Origin of the sequence: Lysinibacillus sp. NPDC095746, assembly GCF_044763535.1 — a bacterium.
GTDB lineage: Bacteria > Bacillota > Bacilli > Bacillales_A > Planococcaceae > Lysinibacillus.
Map to the genome: position 1 here is coordinate 1 of NZ_JBIWGL010000049.1, position 23,977 is coordinate 23,977.

The following is a 23,977-nucleotide window of genomic DNA, read 5'->3' on the forward strand; positions in this document are numbered from 1 at the left end:
AAGGTGCTACAACGATATTCGCTGTCAATTTGAAACGGATATTAAAGCTACTAAACGAAAATGAATAAGGAATAGAGACAGAAATAAGGCACTTCCTGTTCAAAATTGAACAAGAAGTGCCTTATTTTTATCTGAAAAAGGTTCGCTTTTATGAAAACGTAAGTTTTTCAGTGCCCTCATGATGAGATGTGGCTTTTTATTATGACAAGAAACCCGATGGATGTATCGCATGAACTTTGGGATTTGAATGATAAATCAACGTGCAAGTGTTTTACATACGCTCCCATTTGCATACAGTGTTTGGAAGCGAAAATTCGAAAGGATGTGAGGGCAAATGAAAGTAACGGTTAAAGAATGGCGTGTAATGTCTGACCATAACAAACAATTACTTTTAAATGCGGTAGCAACTAAATAAAGCATAGATAAAAAGAGGAATGAGAACATGCAGCAACGAACACAACACGTATTAAAAAATGCATTACTATATAGTTTAATGGATCACCCATAAAAGTTGGCATGAGAACAGTGGAATGGTATAAGTAGCTATTTTAAATAAGGCATCTAAATACGGCTGGTGTTTTTTTGAAGGGAAAATAAAAAGGACTGGGGAATTAACCTCAATCCTAATTAAATTTGCCCCCAGCAACGTCATTTTAAATCATCCGTATGCTATTCATTAATAATCGCCCATTACCAATAGCCTTCCTACACTATAAAAACAATAGAGCCAGACTAAACAATGTCTGACTCCATGCGTGTATAACCTTTTAAATCATCAAAAAGCTCTAAAGTAAATGAATTGGAATCTGCTTGAGGGCTAACACCCTTTTGAACGAATACTAAGAATTCATCTATCCCTTTTTTTGATCCTTCTACTTCAACCTCAATTTGATCTTGATTATTTAGTTTACAGTATCCTTTTAATCCTAGTTCAATCGCTTTCTGTTTAATGAAAAAACGATAGCCAGTCCCGTAAACATCACCGAAAAATTTAATAAGCGCTCGCTTGTTCAAGCTAACACCTCCTACTAGTTAAGAGGGGAGAATCCCCTTGGTGCTTAGTGCATAACACGTTCTTTTTCTAAATATACGATTAAATTATTGATAAAATAGAGAACATGCTTAGAAGCTTGATCTACTTCTTTTAAATGAACTTCAGCTTGTTGAATATTCCCAACCTTATAAGCTTCCGCTGCTAACTTCGCCGATTCATGAACACGTAAATGATAGGCGTCTAATTCTCGATATTCCTGTAAGTGTCCGAAACGTTCAACAGTGCGAGCGGATGTATACCATTTACCTAGACGGCAATCTGTATGCGAAGAAACATCACTTGGCTCGACATTTTCAAGACCAAGGAACATATTATAAATTCGCCATTTCCATAAAATATGATCGGCCTTTGATAATTGTAAAAGTGCTATAGAAGATAGCTGAACATTATTATTCTCAATAATATCATTGCGGAAACGATTAATTTCTTTCCCTAATGAATGAATATCACTCGATGTATTATGACTATATTCGCGAATGTCATCTTGAAGGTTAGAAATTTCAATCATTCTTGCTGATACTTCATCAATAGCTGCAGCCTGTTCCTGTGATATCGCAGCTGTATTCGTGACATCCAGATTAATACCTTCAATGGCACTAACAATCGCATTTAATAATGGTAACGATTCTTTAGCCTCTACTGTTGCATCTTTAATAATCTCAGTCGTTTCTGTAATTGAGTTTGACACATCGTTTGAATAGCTTTTTAAATGATGTACATTTGCAGTTACTTCACTTAGCGCTGAAACAGTTCCCTCAGCAAGCTTTCGAACTTCCTGGGCAACTACGGCGAAGCCTTTACCATGTTCGCCCGCCCGTGCAGCCTCAATAGAAGCGTTCAAAGCAAGTAAATTTGTTTGATCGGCAATTTGGTTTATTAATGTTACAACATGTTCAATATCATTTACCCGCTTTTGTAACTCTGAAAAGGATTCAACAATTGTTGTAAATGTCTCTTCTGTTTTAAAGATTTCAGAAAGGGCATGCTCAATTGCATTTTTTCCTTGTACAGCATGATCAACAGATTCAGTTGTTTTTTCAGAAATACGAGAAGACATGCGAGCAACCTCGTTAATAGAAGCGGCAATTTCTTCAGTTGCCGCGGTAGAGGACTGGATTTCTTCGTTTTGTTTATCTAGGCTAAATACTAAATCTTTCATGTACATGATTTTTGCGTTGACATCCATTAAAGAAGAAATTTCAGCAACTACATTTTCAATAGTACGTTCTGTTAATACTTCGATGAGTAATTCTTGGTCAACATTAACAGCTGATTGGAAAGATTTCATATATTCAAACGCTTTATTAGGTTTTAAACCGAAATTATGTAAAATGTATGTAGTAATATAAAATGCAAATTGATTGAAGACGACGATTAACTTTCCTGGCTCATATTGATTCTTTCTAAATAAATTAAAAAATTTAACGGTTTCATCTACATAGTCATCATCACGAGTAGCTAAGAAAAATTGATTTAAGTATCGATTAATATTTTCTTCGCTAATCGTTAGCTGAGAGGAAAGAGAGATTTCCCTTAAATAGTTATTAAAAATAGCATTCATTGAAGGCGTGATATCTTTTAATTTATTGTAGAGTGTTTTTAAATTCTCTTCATCTTGAGCATTGAAATGGTTAAATGCTAGTGTTTTATTAAAACGACCAGTAGCATTTAAATTTGTACCACGCTTTAATAATTCATCGAGTTCGGCCTTAGGTCGAATACTTGAAAACATAAAAAAAATACCTCCAAAATTTATGAATAATAAGGTAATAATAGCATATGACAGAGTGTTTTAATAGACATTTCAAATGTGTTTGCTAAAATGAAAATATCTTATTACAGCAGGGAATGTGGCAAATATGTATACAATCATTTACATGAAAGCTGATTATGAGCCTTGGTGGAAGTTTGAAGGCTGGGAGGCTTTTATTCAAACAAATGAAACATTTGAATCGGAGGAGCAATTTGAGTCAGCATTGCAAACGAAACTGCAGCACTTCCGTTTAACATACGACAATGAGGCTACGAAAGAAGAGGGATATTGGGCATTCTGGTCAGAAGATGAAAGTGTTTTTTGTGAAGCCTGTGATGATGATGTACAAATATATCACGGCATTATCGCTTTAAAATCTGGAAAATAGAAATAAAATTTAGAAATTAATAAAAAAACATTTTTCTTTATTTGACAAAATTATGAATGGCGGTTATACTTAAGTTAACAATTTAATTGCTTCACCGGAAACATGAATTCACATATTACAAAAAGTGATCGCGTTAGTTCGGTACTCTTTGTAATATGTGAATTTTTTCCATTCGTTGAAGAAATTACATATTGTTCACTTTTATTTTTTGGAGGTTTTCTTAAATGAAACAAGGTACAGTAAAATGGTTTAACTCAGAAAAAGGTTTTGGATTCATCGAAGTTGAAGGTGAAAACGACGTATTCGTACACTTCTCAGCTATCCAAGGCGAAGGTTTCAAAACACTTGACGAAGGTCAAAAAGTGGAATTCGAAGTTGTAGATGGCAACCGCGGACCACAAGCTGCTAACGTAACTAAACTTTAATTCTCAGTAATTAAAATTACTTTCGTTAAATTAAGGCATCCTATTGATATAGGATGCCTTTTTTTTGTATGCTTCGAACATTAGAGAGTTACAAGATATGATTACTAGTGACTTGTTATATGAAAGAGTTTAGATACTACCATTCATACAGATCAAAAATTAAGTTTTTCATTTTCGTATAATTTTATTATGTAAACAAACTAAATTGCCTGTCTCTTTAGTATGAGAACAAGCAAGTTTTTGGATTATTTACTTAGTATGCGTTGTAGCACTTCTACAGGAATAAATAAACCAACACGACCATATGGAGCTTTTTTAGCAGTTGCAAAGACGATTCCAATCACTTCACCAGCAGCATTTATAACAGGACTGCCACTATTTCCTCGATAAACAGGGGCATTCATCATCATAATAGGCTCCTGCCAATCATCAACGAAAGTTGACTCCAGTAAAGTTCCTTCATTTGCAATGCCCGTAAAGGCTAATGGATTACCAATGAAATAGACATGCTCATTTTTGTTATAGTTAGGATTTTCTGCAAGCGAGAGGGAAGGTAAGTCATCACCAGCTACCTGCAATAATGCCAAATCTACGTCAGGGAAACTTTGTAGTACCTTGGCAGCCATTAAACCTTCTTCAGGAAAAATGACGAATAATGATTGAGCATCTTCTACAACGTGTGCATTGGTTACAATAAGTCCATCTGAAGAAATCGAAAAACCAGTGCCCTTACTAGAACCTGTAGAGATCTCTACTACAGCTTTTTTATAGGTTTTTATATCTTCTTGCGCTGATAGCCGAGCAGACACCTTCAAAAATTCAAGGGCTGGAGGGGAGTAAATTTGAAAGATAAGAGCAAAGGTATTCAAAATTAATACAAATGCCATACTCCAGACAATCCATTTGACAATTGGCTTTCGTTTTTTAGGCTTTTTACCTTGCAGTGGTTCTTCTTGTTCTTGTGCCAGCGCCTTTTGCTGTTCAGCGAGGACAAGTTCTATCAATTCTTCTTCTGTCAATTCTTCATCTGTTGTTGATCTATGTATATCATTCATAAAAACCCTCCTTACCCAAAATGAAAAGCGCCCAAGTAATTTTTATCAATTTTTTTGGGCCGCAGTTGTTAGCATTGTATGATCTATACGATAAGGTCGATATTTTTACAAAATAGCGTTGTTGCCATTATCCCCTGAGTGTGATAGCTGAATACCATCATAAAAGACAGTTGCAAATTAGACTACTTTAGCTATTTGTCTTCATTATACGTGAAGTATGTAGGTTATACGAATGTTATGAAAACCAGGTTTCTAGAAAGGTAATCTCTTTGCTAGTTGCATTGACACGTATACGTAAGCCTATGGGCATAGCATGCAAGGGATGAGTGTGGCAGCAATCAACATCAGCCATTATAGGCATAGTACGTCCATCTAGTTGCTCTAGCAACACATCATAAGGCTTTCTTCCGGTTCCTAAATCATCATATTGTTCATGTTTACCTAAAATAATTGCAGAAGCTTTGTCGAAAATACCGTGTAGTTTTAGCATAGCAAAGTTTTTCTCAACAACCGCAATTGTTTTAGAAGTATCTTCGAGAAGTAAAATATCTCCTTTATTTATGTGAGGGAAGTAAGGTGTTCCGATGAAGCCGTACATCGTATTTATATTTCCACCTATTAAACGTCCCTCAGCAGTGCCATGTTGCACTGTAATCCATGAATTATGATGTTGAGTTTTTTCAGTCGTTTTTTCTAACCAATTTAGTCGGTCATCTGTCCAAATAGGTGGGATTGGCATAGTATACGAGGGAGTTGATAATGAATGTAAAAATAAATCTTTAAAATATTGCTCTGTATAATGGACAAAAGGTGGAAATTCACCAAAAGTAGAAGCAACAGAAGGTCCATAAAAAACAGGAATACTAGTCTTTGCATACATTGCGAGAAGTATAGCAGTAACATCAGACAAACCTATAAGTATTTTGGGATTCTGCATAAATGCTTCATAATCTAGGTATGGCAGCATACTATTAGCGTTAGTACCACCCATAGTAGGTAAGATCATTTTGATATGGGGATCACGAAGTAGTGCATTCAGCTCTTCTGCTCGTTCTTTCGGTGTACCAGAGCGATAAAAATCTTCTTTTCCAGTTAATGAACCTTCCTTAATCGTAAAGCCAAGTGCTTGCAGACGTTTCTTACCTCTTTCATAACGAGCTTTTGCAATAGTTGTAGCTGGTTTGGAGGGCGAGTAAATGCCAATGGTATCGCCTTTTTTTAATGGGGAAAACATAAAAACCCTCTTTCAATTTAAGATAAAAGCTATTATACATGATTTTTTAAAGAGTCGTATACTTGTTTTGACGAAATAGATATAAAAAGTTAGGGTTATAACAGAGTAAAAATAATAATATTATGTAAATTTAATTGTGTGAGAGTCCGGAATTTAGAAAAAATGGGTGGAGTTTAAATGTATCGACAAGTGGATGATTTTATACATGAGTGGTCAGCACAAAGTACTCTGCAAGTATTACCATCTGAAACTGATGATAAGCTAGAGCAAAGCGAAGTAAGGACATAACTCACTATGGTGGGGAGGGTGGCATTTACATGCAAAAGTAACTGTAAATGGCAGTAACGATTATAAAAAAGGCACTTCTAGCTAAGTTAGATAGGAAGTGCCTTTTTTTGTTTGATCAAATGTTGTTTGACCATCCTTATCTTGTCTCTTTAATAGATATCCCTTTTTTTAATAATAAACCATCTAAAAATATTGCAATAAAGTCTTTGCTTTCTTGTAATAAGTCAAAATCTCTACCAAAGACTAACCAGTCATAAAGGGAACCTCGCATACAACGACTAATATAAATGACGGTTTGTTGAACATTTATTTGTACAGATAATTCACCATCTTTAATAGCTTTTTGTATAAATGAGTGTAAAATTTTATACAATTCTCGTTCAGAATTGGAAAAGAAGTTTTCGTCGTTTTCAATTAAGCCGCTTTTGTAAACAGAACGCATTAAATCCATTCCTAAATCTTCTTTTAAATATTTCATTTGTGCATCAATTAAGGAGATAACCTTTTCCTTGAAGGAAAGATTGGTGGGCAGTGTAGTTATAAATTCCTCGTAAAAATGATCAATTTCTTTAAATTTTTCTAGGAAAATATCGTACTTAGACGAGAAATGACCATAAAAAGCACCTTTTGAGCTTTTGCTTTTTTGCACAATTTCATCAACTGTTACTTGATCAAAGCCTTGCGTTTCGAACAATTTAAGTGCTGTTAAATAAATATGTATTTTCGTTTCTTGAGCCTGCAGTTTTCGCGTCTTTTTCATCTTCTTTATCACCTAATTTCCAAGAGATAGTCTATTTAACTTTAGCATATAACGTATTCAACTAACGACCTTATTTTCTGAATTATTTGAAAAAACATTGACAAATAATTGTTTTGCCAATTAATATACAGACTATAGTCTATGAAACTAATTAAAGAAGGGGGATATCATGGATTTAATTTGGAATAGAACGAAGGGAGAGAATAGAGCAACAACCTATTAACTGGGGATAACGCTCGTATTGATTGAAGATGGTTATTTTTATTTCGTTGATCGTATAAAGGATATGATTAAACGTTCAGGTGAAAATGTGGCAGCGAGAAATGAAGAGTATACTAACAGAGCATCGATTATATATGAAGCAGCCGTCATTGCTGTATCCGATGAAATACGTGATGAAGCTATTAAAGCGTATGTTATTTTACAAGAAGGCGCAAATATGAGTGAAGAGGATTTGATAGCGTATGTCGAGAACGCCCTCGTAAAATTTAAGGCACGTACACCTGTCGGAAAAATTCAAAAACATGTTTTACGTAACGCTAGTTTTAGTTAAAGCGAATGACATAAAAAATTGACTGTAGAGAGAAGGGATTTTATGAAAAATGTGAAGATATTATTAGCAAGTTTAGCAGGATCAGTCATCGAATGGTACGATTTTTATTTGTATGGTACTGCAACGGGATTAGTTTTTACAACACTTTTTTTCCCTTCGACTAATCCAGCAATCTCGATTTTAATTGCATTTGCTACGTTTGGAGCAGGGTATGCAGCTCGTCCAATTGGCAGTTTAATTTTTGGACATATGGGTGATCGTGTCGGAAGGAAAGCCTCGCTTATGCTTACGTTAATAGGAATGGGCGGTAGTTCTTTTTTGATAGGTTTATTACCTACGTATGCACAAGTGGGGTTACTCGCGCCAACGCTATTAGTAATTTTGCGACTTATTCAAGGGATTGCACTTGGTGGTGAATGGGGTGGTGCCGTGTTACTAGCTACTGAATCAGCTACAAAGGGTGTGCGTGGCTTTTTTGGTTCTATTCCACAGCTTGGTGTACCAATCGGTTTAGTGTTAGGGACATTTAGTTTTACACTTATTTCTTCATTAACGACAGAAGCCCAATTTATGGCCTGGGGTTGGCGTTTACCATTTCTATTTAGCGCAGTTTTAATAGTACTGGCTATATGGATTCGAAGTGGGATTGAAGAAACACCAGAATTTAAACGTAAAAAAGACAATGGCGAATTAGCTAAATTACCAATTGTCCAAGTTTTTAAATATAACAAAAAAGATATTTTCCGCATTATTGGATTAAAAATAGGGGATGGATTCTTTAATGTGTTTTTAATGTCGTTTATATTGGTGTATGCAACTACGTATATAGGCTATACAAGGGATGTCGCGTTATTTGCTCTAACGTTAAGCTGTGCAACAATGATTGTCACAATTCCACTTGTTGGGTATTTTTCAGATTTTATAGGTCGAAAGAAAATTTATATTGGCGGCCTTATCACAATGCTACTACTAGCAATTCCATATTTCGTAATGATTCCAATTAATTCAACTAATTTCTTTATATTGCAAATCATTTTACTTGGTGTCGTCTGGGCAGCCATTTTTGCGACTCAAGGTACGTTTTTCTCTGAATTATTCCCTGCGAATGTTCGATACACCGGGCTATCCTTTGGCTATCAAATCGCTGCGGCAATCGTCGGTTTTGGACCAATGCTATGGACATCTTTAGCAACAGAATATGGGGCATCACCATATTTATTTGGTGGATTAATGATGGCGGGGCTATTGTTATCACTGCTACTTGCAGTATTTTCACCAGATACACGGATGATTACTCAATATGAAGAAACTGACGAGAAAATACAAGAAAATAAACGCATGTCAGATGCACAAGTGGAAGTAGCAATGACAACCACGTCAAAGTAATAGTGATCATACTTTGACGAAAGCGAATTTAAAAAAACAGGGTTCTCCTTTTTGAATAGGAGAACCCTGTTTTGTTCTTTAGTTTAAGCCTTGGCTATCTTTCCACTCTAGGAATTCATCATAAGTTAATAGTTTATCTAAAATTGTACCGTCTTCACGGATTTCGATGACACGGTTTGCAATTGTTTGGATGAACTGATGGTCATGAGATGTGAAGAGCATTGCACCTTTGAAGCGCATAAGTCCTTCGTTTAATGCTTGGATTGACTCAAGGTCAAGGTGGTTCGTTGGCTCATCCAGTAAAATAACGTTTGCTGTTGCAAGCATCATTTTTGATAGCATACAACGAACTTTTTCGCCCCCTGATAAAACGGAAGGAGATTTTTTCACTTCTTCACCAGAGAATAGCATACGACCTAAGAAGCCGCGTAAGAAGCTTTCTGTTTCATCATCAGGAGAATATTGGCGTAACCATTCCACTAATGATTTCTCTGAACCTTCGAAGTATTTATCGTGATCATTTTCAAAGTAGCTTTGAGATGTTGTTACGCCCCATTTGAATGTACCAGCATCTGCCTTTCTTTCGTCCATTAGAATATCAAGAAGAGCCGTTTTTGCCATTGGATTACCAAGTAAAATGATTTTATCCTCTTTGTTCATTGAAAAGCGAATATCTTTGAATAGTGTTTCGCCTTCATTGCTTGCTGTAAGGCCTTCCACCGTTAACACATCATTACCGATTTCACGTCCAGTTTGGAAGTTGATGAACGGATATTTTCGGCTAGAAGGTTTAATGTCGTCTAGCTCGATTTTATCCAACATTTTTTTACGAGAAGTGGCTTGGCTTGATTTTGAAGCGTTCGCAGAGAAACGAGCAACGAATGCTTGTAGCTCTTTAATCTTTTCTTCTTTCTTCTTGTTTTGGTCTGCCATCATTTTTTGTGCTAGTTGGCTAGACTCGTACCAGAAGTCATAGTTACCAACATATAATTGGATTTTAGAGAAATCAAGGTCAGCAATATGTGTACATACTTTGTTTAAGAAGTGACGGTCATGGGAAACGACAATAACCGTATTTTCAAAGTTAATTAAGAATTCTTCTAACCATTGGATTGCTTTTAAGTCAAGGTGGTTGGTAGGCTCATCTAGTAATAGAACGTCTGGCTTACCAAATAGAGCTTGTGCTAACAATACTTTGACTTTGTCAGAACCTTCAAGGTCAGCCATTAGCATATAGTGAAGCTCGTCGCCAATCCCTAATCCGTTTAATAATGTTGCTGCTTCTGAGTCAGCTTCCCAACCATTTAGGTCAGCGAATTCACCCTCTAATTCAGCAGCACGCATGCCATCCTCATCAGAAAAGTCTTCTTTTGCGTAGATAGCGTCTTTTTCAGATTTTACTTCCCAAAGACGTTTGTTCCCCATAACAACTGTATCTAATACATTAAATTCATCGTATTCAAAGTGGTTTTGTTTAAGGACTGATAAACGTTCGTCCTTACCCATTGATACGTGACCTTCTTGTGCTTCAATTTCACCAGAAAGAATTTTTAAAAATGTTGATTTACCAGCACCATTTGCTCCGATTAAACCGTAGCAATTCCCCGGTGTGAATTTTATATTTACGTCTTCAAATAGTTTACGATCGCCATAGCGAAGACCTACATTACTTACTTGAATCATGCAAGTTCCTCCTTTTTTCACAATGGCACTAGTATATCATGAAATATGTACCATAGTCTATAAACATTATTAAATCAACGTTTGTGTTATTGGTTCTCGAGTGTTTGAGTGGAATAGGAGAGTGTGAAAATGCAAATCAGCTACTTTTATATGTATTTTAACGTCACTAAGGTAAAGAACGCGTAATAATAATGAAAGCCCTCTAGTAAGAAGGGCATGAGTTAACTACATTATTTCCTCATCCCTACTTCTGATTAAATTTGCTATCATACCAGCAATAAAAGTAAACTTCTCATGATTCCCTCCTAAGGTAAATATTTAAAGTTGTATTCACATATATATCAAATGTAAATACTTTATTGGTAATACAAGGGGATGTGGAGGTGATGAAATGCTATTAAGAAACAAATATTTTAGGCAGTTTATCTTTTCATTAATAGCAATTATAGCAATTGCTATATACAATATTTCATTTCTTAATAGAGCTTTGGAGGTTTTGTTTGTAGCTTTTCTATTAACGATAATTGCTGATCTTGCTTTTCAAAATAAAAAATTCCGAGACTTTTCATTATTACAGAAAATTGCCTTATTTATAGTAACTGTGGGCATATTTATATCAGTTTTCATGTACACAGAACCTGTTTATTTACCTAAATAATATCGATACTTAATGAAATTTAACTACCTGTAATTGGGTAACTTTTTTGATAAATTCTCACATAATTTCAGAGACATATAGTTAAGGGGCAATTAATTTACTATAAATAAAGTAACCTTTTATAGATAGATTGGTAAAAGGTTACTTTAAATTGCATAAAAACATTAAATATATGATTTTCTTCGATAAATACTAAGTGTCAAGCCTATAGCAACGCTTCCTAGTAGCATTGGAAAAACACCATGGCTAATGAATGGGAGTGGCATTGACATGAGGGGGACAAGTCCGAAAAGCATAAGTATGTGATATATAATTTGCGTTGTGACATAGGCAAGGCCACCTACAATTAATAAACGACCGTATTCGTTATGAATGGAGGCTAGTGTGTATGCTATACGGAAAATGATGAAGCCAAGAAGACATACAACAGCTACTCCTGCAATAATTCCATACATTTGTAAAATCGTCAGTAATACATAATTAGTATGTGCCTCAATCTCCCATATTACCTTGCTGTTGCCAAACCATGTGAGGTTCTTCATCACGGTTGAAATATAGGATACACCATTATCTTCTAAACCTGGTATATATATAGTCTTCATTCGAGCCAGTGGGAGGTTATAGGGGGCTAAAGGCACAACCATTAAGTAGCTTATTAAGGCAACAAATAGGAAACTAAAAGTTACGGTACAGGCTAGCTTTTGTTTGCGAGAAAAGCTACTCGCATAAAATAATATGGCAACAATCACCGTGTACGTACAGAATAATGAAAAGTCCGGCAATCGTATGTAGCAATATGCACCGATAGAATAAAGAATGAGCAACCACCATAATGATTTTTTTTGTTTAGCAAAAAATCCCGCAAATGCTATTAAAAAGAGAGGCAATGTCATCCAACCTTTAAGTTCAAGGGGACCTGCCTGAAAAAAGATCACATCATTCATCATTTGATTACCATTTAAGATAATAAGAAATACGAGACATCCTAGTACATACATATGCGTGGAATAGCGCTCTAGCTTGCGGAAATCGAGTCGCGTTAAGAAAATTGTCACAGCAATCCCACCAATAACAATGACGACATTACGCATGATAAAATGTCGTAACCAGAGCTCAGCTGGTAGGAGCGGTAAAAAGCTACACATCGCTGCCAGCACAAATGGAATAACGAGTAGCCAATCGATTTTCGGCTGATGAATCTGATTAAGTGAGACGCCGAGATTAGTCGCATTACCCATTTCACTTACAGCCTGTTGTTCCGCAACCGCATCGTTATAGCCCTTTTCCTGCCAAGCCTGTTTTGACTTCGCTAAATGATAGGTTAACTCCTTTTCAACAGCTTCATGTGCCTCCTTGTTACGGATATGACCCTTTACTTGTTGAATAAATTCTTTAATCGTTCGCATAGCGTACCTCCTTCAGTAATAGCTGAAGAGAAGGGAGCTTGTCTGTTTCTTTGTTAAGCTTTGTCAGCACTTTAACGCCTTTACGTGAAAGAATATATCGCTTTTCGTTCCCGTACCATTCACTTATGATGAGTTGTTGCTGTTCAAGGCGATGCAGCGAAGCATAGATGATCCCTTCATTTAAACTAACTATCTCTTTGTTTTTTGTAAATAGAAGTTGCGTAATCTCATAACCTGAGCGCATCGTTTGTAGCATCGGTAACAGCACCTGATCCGAAAGTTCCTCATGAATGCCTTTGCGCACAGCTTCCTTATGCGTCTCTGTAAACTGCATCTTTTTAAATTGATTTTTCATAGCTTGTTTAAAACGTGTTTCCGTCAAATGGATTCCCTCCTAACGCTTTTTGTAACAAGGAACGTGCCTTACGAAGTCTTGTTTTCACCGTATTATTATTCAATGATAAAAGGCTAGAAATTTCCTGGATCGAATAGTCCTCAAAATAATAAAAATAAATAAGTTCACGATACTTAACGGGGAGTGCCATTACTAAGTCAAATAACGCCTCGTCCTCACTATTTTTCACAACTTGCTCAAGCAAATCGCTCGTTTCTAACGTTTCCTCTAACACATTCGTTTCGATAACATCGACGTTTTTCTTGTACCAGCTCTTTATATAGTCCTTTGAATGATTAATAGCAATGCGCCATAACCAAGTTTTCAAACTGGCATGCCCCTGATATGTTGAGAGAGCCTTATAGCACTTGATAAAAATCTCTTGCGTCAAATCTTCAGCAAGAGCAGTATCATGTACATATGTATAAACAAGCTGCAGAATCGCTTGGCCATAATTGGACATTAGCTCCTCAATCACCTGATCTCGTGATAAACCGCTTGCTGTTATTGTTTCCTCCATATCGTACCTCCTTACGTGTTCATTTATTAGACGATTGCCAAATAATACTGGTTTTACTTTTATAAAAAAGCGTGTATATGTGTTGTGAGTACTCGTAAGCCAAATAACCTTTAGGAAGAGTTCTAGCAGGTAAGGATGAGGGGTACATTAAATAGTAGGGCGAAATAGCAAACTTTATAGTAGAAAGGGAGGAGATCTTGAAGAGACTTACATTAATTTTGATAATTACCGTAATGATTTGCATTGTCTTTAGTAAAAAAATATTTTCAATTAATGATCATAATCCCTCAGAATCTAAACTTTATATCAATGTGTTTGATCCTAAAAGTTTGAAGTTTACATTCTATCATTTTGATCAGAGTCAAAATAAAAGTAAAGTACTATTTAGTAAGGAAACGACGGATTTTACTGCTTTCGCTTATTCTGAACGTACTAATATTTTGCATTTTGCTGATGGCATTTCAGATCATACAATACAATTATTTGAAAATGACCTAAACACGAATCAAATGAAACAATTAACCACTGTATTTCATAACGTTGACTTTATCCAAATAGACAAAGAGCAAAGAATTATCTTTATGAGAGTGCTATTAAGAAATGAACTTAAAAATTTTCATATGGCTACCTATAATCTTGAAACGCAGAAAATACAAATATGGGACGAAGACAACAAGGATAGCAGTGTTTTAGATTTTAATTATAACCCGAATAATAATCAATTAATTGTGGTTTCTTTCTCCGAGGACGAAGATCAGAAGAAACTTGACGAGGTTAATAAAAATCAAACGAAATTACAACCGACCAAATACAGTTTAGATATTTATGATATGGAAGGACAAAAAAAGAAACATATAGCCGATGTAGAAAGATTTATTAGTGGCGCATCATTGGCACCAGATGCTAACTCTGTAATTATCAGCTATGATGAAGCTATAGACAGTCCTATTTCGCATGTTGTTGAAATAGATATCAAAACAAAAAAAGTAAAACACTTATTAGATAGTAGTAATATTTATTCAAACATTCGCTCTGTTAAATACGATGAAAAAAAAGAAGGGTTTTATTTCTTATCTAGTTTTATTGATGAAAAAAAGGGTTATAGTATTTTGGAAATACCTAAGGAGAGCGTACTCTCGTACTATGACGTCAAGAAAAATAAGGTCCGAAATGTATGGCGAGCTAAAAAAAGTGTTATTGTTAATTATTCAGCAGAACATTTTTAATGTAAACATTTACTTCTTGATATTTCCGAAAAGACTGTTGACAATAATTAGTAGCCCGTGTAGAATATTTTGAAATTACAGTCAAATTCGATGAAAAAGAGAGTAGTTTATGGAGTTACTGGAAAGCGAATTAGGGATGGTGTGAGCCTAATGCAGAGGCCATAAATGAAACGCACTTTGGAGAAGGTTCTCGAATGAGTAGTAGAGAATATCGGGGAGTCACCTCGTTAACAATGGAAAGTGGTCATATTTATATGGCAACTAGAGTGGTACCACGGGATAACTATGCTCTCGTCTCTATATTTAGAGATGGGGGCTTTTTTTATTGAGAGGAGAATGAACATGCATACACAAATTGCGAAAAGAATCGCTGTGGCATTAAATAATGAGTTATCTGTTAATGACATTCAAAATCTACTAGAAAGCCCGAAAAATTTGGGCTTAGGAGATGTAGCATTCCCTTGCTTTACACTAGCAAAAAAATTAAGAAAATCTCCAAACAGTATCGCATCCGACATAAAACACAATTTAAGCTGTAATTTAATACAAGAAGTTCAAGTAGTAGGTGGCTACGTCAATATATTTTACCATCAGCCAACGATTACACATCAAGTACTTTGCCAAATAGTAAAAGAAGAAAATCTATACGGGACTCATCAGGAGTCAAAAGGGAATGTAGTTTTAGACTTTTCTTCCCCAAATATAGCAAAGCCTTTTTCCATGGGCCATTTACGCTCAACAGTGATCGGGAATGCTTTGGCGAATATTGCTGAGAAAAATGGCTATCAAGCAATTCGTATAAATCATATAGGTGACTGGGGCACACAGTTTGGTAAGTTAATCGTTGCCTATCGAAAATGGGGAGAACAAAAAGTAATTGAAGCTGCCCCAATAGAGGAACTGTTAAAAATATATGTAAAGTTCCATGAAGAAGCGGAGCAGGATGAAACACTCAATGAACAGGGGCGTGCTGCATTTAAAGTATTAGAAGATGGAGATGGAGAGGCTTTAGCTCTTTGGCAATGGTTTAGAGATGCATCACTCGAAGAATTCAAAACCATTTATCAATTGCTTGGGATAAACTTTGATTCTTTCGCTGGGGAAGCGTTCTACAATGACAAAATGACTGCTGTTGTTAAAGAATTGAAAGAAAAAGATCTACTTGTGCAATCAGATGGTGCGTATGTCGTTGAAATAGACAATATGCCTCCATGCTTAATCACTAAAACAGACGGTGCTACGCTCTATGCTACACGTGATTTAGCAGCTGCTTTTTATCGTAAACAACAATATGATCCTAAAAAAATATTTTATGTTGTAGGGAACGAACAATCTCTTCATTTTAAACAACTATTTAACGTAATTGAGAAGATGGGATACGATTGGGCAAAAGACTTACAGCATGTACCTTTTGGGATGATTCTAAAAGACGGTAAAAAAATGTCGACGCGTAAAGGAAAGATTGTTCTATTAGCAGAAGTACTAAAAGAAGCGATAGCTACGGCGAAGCGAAATATCGAGGAAAAAAATCCAAATCTAGTGGATAAAGAGAACATTGCACGTCAGGTTGGTGTAGGAGCGGTTATTTTTAATGATTTAAAGAATGATCGTCTTCATGATATTGACTTTTCGATTGAGCAAATGATGCATTTTGAAGGTGAAACAGGGCCTTATATTCAATATACGTATGCCCGTATCTCATCTCTTTTGGAAAAAGCAAATAAACATAGTTTCGAAGTATCGTTTGAAGCATTAGGGGAGCAAGCGTGGCCAGTTGTGTTATTACTGGAACAGTTTCCGAATGTAATTGTCAACGCTTTTGAGCAAGCAGATCCATCACAAATTGCTAAATATGCCTTACAATTAGCGCGTGTATTTAATAAATATTATGCTCAAAATAAAATATTGGTTGATGACAACCAGAGAACATCACGATTAGCATTTTGTCATTGTGTAGCCATTGTTTTAAAAGAATCGTTAGAATTATTGGGCATTGCAGCGCCAAAAAAAATGTAAGTATAGTAAGCTGCCGTTATGTCTTATGATTTTTTTAATAATTACCATTAAATTGACCGATACTAGAAAAAATGGTAAAAGGAAATAGTGAGAATTCAAAGGTCTAACAAATTTTGTTGAATTTTTGACCGTATCAATAGAGAGAAGGTATTTAGAAAGTATGGAGAACAAGCAATGGCGTGTTTCTATGGTACTTGTGGTTGTTAGTATTTTCTTCGTTGCGCTCAATATGCGCCCAGCAGTCACAGGGATAGGACCACTATTTAATGTACTTTTGGAATCACTCCATTTATCTAATACAAAAATGAGCTTTTTAACATCTATTCCGGTGTTTTGTATGGGTCTCTTTGCACCATTTGCGGTACCTATTCAAAGGAAACTCGGAACAAAAACAGCTATTACGCTTTTAATAATGATCCTGGCATTTGCAAATGGGCTACGCTTTTTAAAAGAAAGTTATGCACTACTTGTAGTCACAAGTTTTGCTGCAGGATTTGCCATTGCACTTATTGGACCCATCTTAAATGCCTATATAAAGAAAAAATTCCCGAATCGTTTTACAACCGTGGTAGGTGTTTATTCTTTTGGAATAGGAACAGGGGCAACATTGAGTGCGGCACTAACCATAACATTTTTTAATCATTTTCATGAGAGCTGGACAATGGCGCTTGGCAGTTGGGCAATACTTGCAATTATTGCTCTTTGTATATGGTTACTAGCAATACAAAATCAAGAGCGGGCAGAGACAGGTGTATTGACAGAAAATGCAGCACGAAATCCTTGGAAAAATGCACGTGCTTGGACCATTTTAATTTACTTTGGGATACAAACATCTTTGTTCTTCTCAATAATGTCTTGGCTAGCACCGATATTACAGGATAAGGGCTTTTCTCTTGTTGCTGCAAGCTCTATGCTAACTTTTATGTCTATTGTACAAATGGTTGGAAATATTTTGGTTCCTATACTAATGGAAAAATGGTTCAGTCGAATCGGTTGGCTCTTTTCTTTAGGGAGCTTAGGCGTGATTGGCTTTGTGTTGCTATGGTTAGGCTCAGGGACTTTTTTATGGATTGCCGTTTTCATAATAGGTATCGTATTAAGCGGCTTATTTCCAATTGGTTTATTGCTACCACTGGATGAGGCAAGAAATGACGAGGAGGCAAATAGCTGGTCATCTATGGTGCTTTCAGGAGGCTTTATGATAAGCTCCATTATCCCAATACTAATCGGCTATTGCTATGATGTGACTGGAAACCATACATTTACCTATTTGATTTTTATACTATTAATGATTGGCATAATTGCTACAACATTTATGCTTAAGAAAAAATAATGGGAAGACATGCTTAAATGTACGAGCATGTCTTTTTTTAAAAGCTCCATAATCGGCTTTTAGTTCACATTTTTATGATGAACTTTTATAAGATCTAGACGTCTCCGTACAATGTTCATTGTTATATATCTGAAGTAATGTATCTGAGAACAAGTTGGTTTGGTCCATCATAATTCTATGACCGGCATTTGGAATGATAAATAATTTTTTATGGGGAGCATTAATTTTACTAAAGTATTCTTCGGCAATAATGTAGGGAGCCTGCCAGTCATCCTCACCTAAAATGAAATAAATGGGAACTTTATAATCTGAGGAGTCTGCCGCCAGGTCAAAGTCTCCTAAAAATTCATGGATTTTGCTATTTGCTTTTAGTCCTTTCGAAAATGCGAAAAGATCCGATAACTTAAAAATAGGACTTTTAAACGCTGATATAATAACAGGAAGGTCACTCTTAACGGCTAAACCATATAGCCCTTGAAGTTTTCGGATTTTCCTACATTTCTTTAAAAACTCACGATCAAATATTATTTTTTCTCCTGGATAAGTTCCTATAGTTTCAAGCTTTTTTAAAGCTTTTTTATCATTTGCCTTTACTATTTGTTCCTTCATTTTTGCATAAGCAACACGCTCATTTTCAAGAAGGGAGACAACTTGTGCCACGCCAATATAATAAGCAATATCTTCAGGATATAGCTTGATAAATATACTTCCTAAAATAGTGCCCCAAGACCTTCCGAGTAAAACAATCTTTTCTTTATTATATTTCTGCACATCAATTGAAGGGTACTTATCGGGGTTTTTAGTAAGCGTTTTTCCAGCACCACGCTGATCCCAATGTACAATCGTAAACGTTTCTTCTATTTTATATTGGAAAGCATGGGCAAAAAGAGATTCAACACTACCAGGACCACCATGTAAATAAAGCAATACTGGGTTATCATAATTAGTACCTGAATGAAATAAATAATGATTTACACCGTTAACCGAGACATATTCTTCACTATTAATTAACTTCTCGGATTTATTGTTCATTTCTCATTCTCCCTCTATATGATTTCTTCGTCTTTCAAACTCCTTTAAAACCTGTAGCTGAATGTCCATTTGATTTTCATCCATTGTCAAGTTACTGCGCTCTTCAAAACCATCTTGTTCTTCACCATCAAAACTAAATAACTTCTTTAATAGCGCCCACATTGTTTCGAGCTCATTAGTAGAAAAATTTTTAAAAAGATCTGCTAAAAAATATGTTCCTTTTTCTCCTGCCTCTAACGCTACTTGTTTACCAAACGTAGTAATCGTCGTGTTGACCGCACGTTTATCATGCTGACTAGGGGCAATTTCGACATAGCCTTTATTTTTCATAGTAGTGACTAGCTGTTTTACATTCTGTTTAGTCGTTCCTAGTTTTCTTGCGATATTGTTGAACGATGCTTGATCTTCAGGTAAATGGGCAATAGCTAAAATAACCATAAATTGTCTAGATGTTAGTTTTTCTAAATATTGATCGGATTGTACTTGAATTTTATTGCCAACAGAAAAGAGGGCTGAATATATTTGTTGCATTAGAAATAAGTCATTGTTCATAAAGAAGTCCTTTCTTTTAGACAATACATTGTCTAAATTCATCATAACAAAATGGACAATATATTGTCTATAAAATTTATGAACGGTCATATTAGTAAGAAGACTTCTTTTATTAATAACATTTTAAGCGCAAATTATAAGCCATTTTTCATAGCAAATGTAAAAAAGAGATGTTTTTTATAGGTATAACGGATTGGCTAAAAGGTAAGAGCAATATTTTTATAACACATATCCACAAATAATATTATTATGTAAACTTGAAACGTTTTGTAACCTTGTTTATGATAGTAAAGAAAGATGTTTAACTGGCATTTAGCTCTAAAAGTCATCACCACTGATAAGTGGGTGCAGGGTGAGGTTATTGTTGCGGGTTTACAAATAACCGCTAAGATAGCGGAACTTAGGCTTTGAACTTGAATGCTAAAGTGACCAACATCGTGCCTTTGCAGAGGCAGATTTGATAGAAAGTTTTGGTGAACGTATGCGGAAAAAGATGCTCATTCTTGGAGCAACAGCTTTATTATTAACGGGCTGTGGAAATGAAACATTGGCAGAGGTGTTTCATACTGAAAAGACCGATGTAAAATCGGAAAAAGCTGTGACGAAGCAGCAAGAAAAAATTGTACCAGAAGTAAAAGTAGTTGGGGAGAACGGAATCGGTGCAGGAGTCATTATTAAAAAAGAAGACACGAAGCTCTATATTTTGACAAATGGTGCGCTCGTCGCTTCCAAGCCAGTTGCGCTCGTGCAATTTAATAATGATAAACTGATGGAAGCCGAGGTGCACTATATATCTACCGCTTATAATATAGCCATTTTAGAAGTACCATATAACGCATCGGTAAAGGTGCCGAACGTCTATAAAGGTGAATTAAATCAGTTAGCTGTTTATGTTGATAGCTTACCATACATCATTAAAAAATATAGTGACAGCGTAGCAGCTTATTACATAGATGCAAAACAAAATACACTTATTGGGAGCCCGGTTCTAGAAGCAGAGAATGGTGAACTTGTGGGCATCTATTTTAAACGCCAGCAAAACGGTGGATCACAGCCGTTTATATTACCCTATAAAGATATTGTACAGTTATTGGATGAATGGATCTCAGGTACTATGAAGACAAGTGATCGACTAAGCCAATCCAAAAACTTAAATCCATATATTGAACAAGGCGATAAAGAAGCAGTCCAGCAAGCTATTGAACAATACGGGAAAAATATTTTTGCTTATAATGCCGATGAGGTAAAACTTTTTTTAGATACATTTTATAAGCATTTAAAAGCGGCTGTTGAAAATCATGATGCTAGTGTCATGAAGGCTTTTGTAGGTTCAGACGATTTACAAAGCACGCTGGATAATATGGTAGCGCATTACGCAACTAAGCAAGCGAAAATTCGTTTTTACAATACATCGATTAAAAACATCAGCATGAAGGGCCAAACTATTGTTATTCGTGCCAATATAGAATATGTACTAACAAATTCTGCTGGTCAAGAGGCATTTGCGAACTCTATGATGGTATATGAAATAAATAAAAATGAACAGGGCGAGTATAAGCTTATTCGCCTAACAACAGAGGAGTGAAAAGTTGGATGGAGCAAGCAAGACAAATGCTACAACATCATTTTGGCTATGATTCATTTCGCAATGGACAAGAACCAATTATTGAACAAACATTACGAGGTCAATCAAGTCTTTGTGTGATGCCAACTGGCGGAGGTAAATCAATTTGCTATCAAATTCCGGCACTCATGCTAGATGGCCTTACAGTCGTCATATCTCCGTTAATTTCTCTTATGCAAGATCAGGTAGAAGCATTACGTGCTGCAAATATTCCGGCCGCGTATATAAATAGTACTTTAACCGTGCAAGAAGTGAACGAAACAATGCAGCTAGCGAGTGCAGGTTATTTAAAGCTTCTTTATATAGCACCTGAGCGATTAGAGAGTGCAACATTTTTACAGGTATTATCGAATTTATCAGTCCCTTTACTTGCGGTGGATGAAGCACACTGTATTTCTCAGTGGGGGCATGATTTTAGACCAAGTTACCGAGCAATCCAAAAATTATTTACATTATGGCCGCAAAAGCCAACTGTCTTAGCACTTACAGCAACAGCTACACCGGCTGTATGTGACGATATTAGACAATTATTAGGGATTGATGAGCAATCTACGGTGATTACCGGCTTTTCACGCGACAATTTATCTTTCTCGGTGTTAATTGGTGAAAACAAAGAGCGTTATATTAAAAACTATTTAGTGAAAAATAAAAATGAAGCAGGCATTATTTATGCAGCTACACGAAAGGCTGTAGACGCAATCTATGAGCTTTTAAGTCGCTCGGGCGAAGCTGTGGCAAAATACCATGCGGGCCTGTCAGAGGACAAGCGTATGTCTGAGCAGGAGCGCTTTTTAAAAGATGAGGCACGCATTATGGTAGCAACCAATGCATTTGGAATGGGTATTGATAAGAGTAATGTACGCTTTGTTATTCATTATCAAATGCCACGCAATATGGAGAGCTATTATCAGGAAGCGGGACGTGCAGGACGTGATGGCTTGCCAAGTGCCTGTATTTTGCTTTATGCATCAGGTGATGTTCAAACACAGCGCTTTTTAATTGAACAGACGCAGGATGAAACACGCATTGCACAGGAATTAGCGAAGCTACAAACGATGGTTGATTATTGTCATACGGAAGGCTGCTTACAAAATGCCATCTTAACGTATTTTGCCGAGAAAGCAGGGGCACCTTGTAGTCGTTGTAGTAATTGTAATGATGGGCGAGAAGTCAAAGATGTGACGGTAGATGCACAAAAGGTATTAGCATGTGTTGTAAGGATGGGGCAAAAATTTGGTAAGACGATGGTGGCCCAAGTGTTAATTGGCTCAAAAAATCAAAAGGTCTCGGAATTTGGCTTTGCAAGGCTGTCTACCTATGGCATTTTAAAAGGACAATATTCCTCAAAGGATGTCTCAACCTTTATTGAGTTTTTAATTGCTGAGGGTGTACTTGCCGTTAAACATGGCACTTTTCCAACTATTTATGTATCAGAGGAAGGCAAAGAAGTTCTACTCGGGAATCGACAGGTCATGCGAAAAGAAGCTGTTACTGTTCGTAAGCTTGTTGACAATGATCCGTTATTTGAACATTTACGATTATTACGTAAAGAGATTGCGGATGAAGAACAAGTACCACCATTTGTTGTGTTCTCTGATAAAACATTGCGTGATTTATGTGACAAAAAACCGACGGAACTAGAAGATTTACGATATGTTAGTGGGATTGGTGAAGTAAAATTCGAAAAATACGGTAAGCGTTTCTTCGATGCTCTTCACTCTTTTTTGAAAACAACATGATTTAGGAAGAAAGGGAAGTGCTTAATTCAAAGGAATTTTGCACCTCCTTTTTATTTTACAAAGTATGACAACCGCTATTTTTCCCAAAGCTCGATTAGTCGACCATCAGGATCCTTAATCCAAATAAACTTTCAGAATTTACTGATTCCCTTTTCCTTTTCAAGAGGTACACCAATTTGATCAAGATGGTTAATAGTCTCGGTTAAATTATGTACTTGGAAATTCAACATCACTTGTTGTTCTTTATATTCATCCTTAGGCTCAAACTCCTGTCTTTCTTTAAATGTTAATTTTTTATTGCTAATGAGGTGATTAAACAAAAAATAACCCGGAATAATTATTATTCCGGGCTTGATTCTCACTTACTTATAGTGCTCCATGACACACTGCCTCGCTTCCGCATTCATCTTAAAATTCTTTAAGACAACTGTGCTTTAGCTTTATCCAGCTTTGATGGTCCTTCTGAGTTACCGGTCAGCCCCACTCATCGGGTTAACCCTCCTTGTCATTGGATTTGAAGTGAAATCTTTAATAGTATAAACTGTTTATTATTTTCTATACACGTTATTTAAAAAATGAAAAAATCCATTGAAAACGGCTAAATATCGAGAGTATTTTGACTGGGCATAATTGTAGTTGTCGCTTTTTCGCTACAACGGGTCTAGGGTCGGCTTTGTGTATAGGCCAGCAGATTTTTGTGTGAAAGCGAAGCGGCAGCAACATGTTTTTTGTCTGTGCGAAAGCGAAGCGGCAGCAACCAAGCAACATGATGGCCGACACAATATAAAGTATAAAGAGGTGATTATAAATGTCAACACCTATATGTACATTTTTGCTCGTTTAAGGATGTACAAAATTACTCGTTTTCCGAGGTTAAATGATGCTTTAATCGGTATGA

General features: G+C 35.9%; 21 protein-coding genes, 1 pseudogene and 1 other annotated feature. Of the genes and pseudogenes, 10 read left to right on the forward strand and 12 right to left on the reverse strand.

What is annotated here, in order from left to right:
- Positions 1-732 precede the first annotated feature (732 nt).
- The gene (locus ACIQ7N_RS22725; protein ID WP_402936409.1) at positions 733-1,014 is read right to left on the reverse strand and encodes an acylphosphatase; all 282 of its coding nucleotides are present in this window, start codon (positions 1,012-1,014) and stop codon (positions 733-735) included.
- Positions 1,015-1,058: 44 nt separating this feature from the next.
- A complete protein-coding gene (locus tag ACIQ7N_RS22730; protein ID WP_132364828.1) occupies positions 1,059-2,786 on the reverse strand; it encodes a globin-coupled sensor protein in 1,728 nt (575 codons plus the stop codon).
- 127 nt (positions 2,787-2,913) lie between these two features.
- Here ACIQ7N_RS22730 and ACIQ7N_RS22735 point away from each other — a divergent pair, with 127 nt between their 5' ends.
- Together ACIQ7N_RS22735 and ACIQ7N_RS22740 are read left to right on the forward strand one after the other, a co-directional pair.
- Positions 2,914-3,195 (forward strand): DUF1033 family protein, encoded by a 282-nt coding sequence (locus ACIQ7N_RS22735; RefSeq protein WP_248719081.1) that lies wholly within the window; start codon positions 2,914-2,916, stop codon positions 3,193-3,195.
- Between the two features lie 224 nt (positions 3,196-3,419).
- Positions 3,420-3,620, forward strand: coding sequence for a cold-shock protein (locus tag ACIQ7N_RS22740; RefSeq protein WP_004230088.1), 201 nt, complete (start codon positions 3,420-3,422; stop codon positions 3,618-3,620).
- A gap of 245 nt (positions 3,621-3,865) precedes the next feature.
- Here the strand turns inward: ACIQ7N_RS22740 and ACIQ7N_RS22745 are convergent, their stop codons facing one another.
- The 3 genes from ACIQ7N_RS22745 to ACIQ7N_RS22755 all read right to left on the reverse strand — a co-directional run bounded on the left by ACIQ7N_RS22745 (position 3,866) and on the right by ACIQ7N_RS22755 (position 6,957).
- On the reverse strand, positions 3,866-4,675 hold the full coding sequence (locus tag ACIQ7N_RS22745; RefSeq protein WP_402936411.1) for a S1C family serine protease: 810 nt from the start codon (positions 4,673-4,675) through the stop codon (positions 3,866-3,868).
- Positions 4,676-4,910: 235 nt separating this feature from the next.
- Positions 4,911-5,909, reverse strand: coding sequence for a S66 family peptidase (locus ACIQ7N_RS22750; RefSeq protein ID WP_402936413.1), 999 nt, complete (start codon positions 5,907-5,909; stop codon positions 4,911-4,913).
- Positions 5,910-6,333: 424 nt separating this feature from the next.
- Positions 6,334-6,957 (reverse strand): TetR/AcrR family transcriptional regulator, encoded by a 624-nt coding sequence (locus tag ACIQ7N_RS22755; RefSeq protein ID WP_402936415.1) that lies wholly within the window; start codon positions 6,955-6,957, stop codon positions 6,334-6,336.
- Between the two features lie 241 nt (positions 6,958-7,198).
- Between ACIQ7N_RS22755 and ACIQ7N_RS22760 the strand changes: the two genes are divergently transcribed.
- Together ACIQ7N_RS22760 and ACIQ7N_RS22765 are read left to right on the forward strand one after the other, a co-directional pair.
- Positions 7,199-7,510, forward strand: a complete 312-nt coding sequence (locus tag ACIQ7N_RS22760; protein WP_402936417.1) for an AMP-binding enzyme — start codon at positions 7,199-7,201, stop codon at positions 7,508-7,510.
- A gap of 42 nt (positions 7,511-7,552) precedes the next feature.
- Positions 7,553-8,896 carry an MFS transporter gene (locus ACIQ7N_RS22765; RefSeq protein WP_402936419.1) on the forward strand — a complete coding sequence of 448 codons (1,344 nt, stop codon included), beginning with the start codon at positions 7,553-7,555 and terminating at the stop codon, positions 8,894-8,896.
- Positions 8,897-8,974: 78 nt separating this feature from the next.
- Here the strand turns inward: ACIQ7N_RS22765 and ACIQ7N_RS22770 are convergent, their stop codons facing one another.
- The 4 genes from ACIQ7N_RS22770 to ACIQ7N_RS22785 all read right to left on the reverse strand — a co-directional run bounded on the left by ACIQ7N_RS22770 (position 8,975) and on the right by ACIQ7N_RS22785 (position 13,557).
- A complete protein-coding gene (locus tag ACIQ7N_RS22770; RefSeq protein ID WP_100541926.1) occupies positions 8,975-10,579 on the reverse strand; it encodes an ABC-F family ATP-binding cassette domain-containing protein in 1,605 nt (534 codons plus the stop codon).
- An 822-nt stretch (positions 10,580-11,401) separates the two neighbouring features.
- Positions 11,402-12,643 (reverse strand): FtsW/RodA/SpoVE family cell cycle protein, encoded by a 1,242-nt coding sequence (locus ACIQ7N_RS22775; protein WP_402936421.1) that lies wholly within the window; start codon positions 12,641-12,643, stop codon positions 11,402-11,404.
- Complete coding sequence (locus ACIQ7N_RS22780; protein WP_402936423.1) at positions 12,630-13,025, reverse strand: helix-turn-helix transcriptional regulator; 396 nt, start codon at positions 13,023-13,025, stop codon at positions 12,630-12,632. Before ACIQ7N_RS22780 ends, ACIQ7N_RS22775 begins: the two co-directional genes overlap by 14 nt.
- Complete coding sequence (locus tag ACIQ7N_RS22785) at positions 13,006-13,557, reverse strand: sigma-70 family RNA polymerase sigma factor (protein WP_402936425.1); 552 nt, start codon at positions 13,555-13,557, stop codon at positions 13,006-13,008. Before ACIQ7N_RS22785 ends, ACIQ7N_RS22780 begins: the two co-directional genes overlap by 20 nt.
- A gap of 197 nt (positions 13,558-13,754) precedes the next feature.
- Between ACIQ7N_RS22785 and ACIQ7N_RS22790 the strand changes: the two genes are divergently transcribed.
- The 3 genes from ACIQ7N_RS22790 (at position 13,755) to ACIQ7N_RS22800 (ending at position 18,132) form a co-directional block, all read left to right on the forward strand.
- Positions 13,755-14,783 carry a hypothetical protein gene (locus ACIQ7N_RS22790; protein WP_402936427.1) on the forward strand — a complete coding sequence of 343 codons (1,029 nt, stop codon included), beginning with the start codon at positions 13,755-13,757 and terminating at the stop codon, positions 14,781-14,783.
- Between the two features lie 81 nt (positions 14,784-14,864).
- Positions 14,865-15,085, forward strand: a binding site (T-box leader).
- Positions 15,086-15,119: 34 nt separating this feature from the next.
- Positions 15,120-16,799 (forward strand): arginine--tRNA ligase, encoded by a 1,680-nt coding sequence (gene argS, locus ACIQ7N_RS22795; RefSeq protein WP_402936429.1) that lies wholly within the window; start codon positions 15,120-15,122, stop codon positions 16,797-16,799.
- Between the two features lie 160 nt (positions 16,800-16,959).
- Positions 16,960-18,132: an MFS transporter gene (locus tag ACIQ7N_RS22800; RefSeq protein WP_402936431.1), complete on the forward strand. Its 1,173-nt coding sequence runs from the start codon at positions 16,960-16,962 to the stop codon at positions 18,130-18,132.
- 72 nt (positions 18,133-18,204) lie between these two features.
- Here ACIQ7N_RS22800 and ACIQ7N_RS22805 read toward each other — a convergent pair whose 3' ends face one another.
- Positions 18,205-19,164, reverse strand: coding sequence for an alpha/beta fold hydrolase (locus ACIQ7N_RS22805; RefSeq protein ID WP_402936433.1), 960 nt, complete (start codon positions 19,162-19,164; stop codon positions 18,205-18,207).
- A gap of 3 nt (positions 19,165-19,167) precedes the next feature.
- Entirely contained in the window at positions 19,168-19,716 is a 549-nt protein-coding gene (locus ACIQ7N_RS22810) for a MarR family winged helix-turn-helix transcriptional regulator (RefSeq protein ID WP_402936440.1), read from the reverse strand.
- 457 nt (positions 19,717-20,173) lie between these two features.
- Here ACIQ7N_RS22810 and ACIQ7N_RS22815 point away from each other — a divergent pair, with 457 nt between their 5' ends.
- A complete protein-coding gene (locus tag ACIQ7N_RS22815; RefSeq protein ID WP_402936435.1) occupies positions 20,174-21,301 on the forward strand; it encodes a TcaA NTF2-like domain-containing protein in 1,128 nt (375 codons plus the stop codon).
- 8 nt (positions 21,302-21,309) lie between these two features.
- Entirely contained in the window at positions 21,310-23,079 is a 1,770-nt protein-coding gene (gene recQ, locus ACIQ7N_RS22820; RefSeq protein WP_132362417.1) for a DNA helicase RecQ, read from the forward strand.
- Between the two features lie 131 nt (positions 23,080-23,210).
- Here recQ and ACIQ7N_RS22825 read toward each other — a convergent pair.
- Positions 23,211-23,345 (reverse strand): annotated as a pseudogene (locus tag ACIQ7N_RS22825) (VOC family protein); the annotation flags it as partial.
- Between the two features lie 433 nt (positions 23,346-23,778).
- Between ACIQ7N_RS22825 and ACIQ7N_RS22830 the strand changes: the two are divergent.
- A partial coding sequence (locus ACIQ7N_RS22830; protein ID WP_402936437.1) for a hypothetical protein occupies positions 23,779-23,977 on the forward strand: 199 nt, incomplete at its 3' end.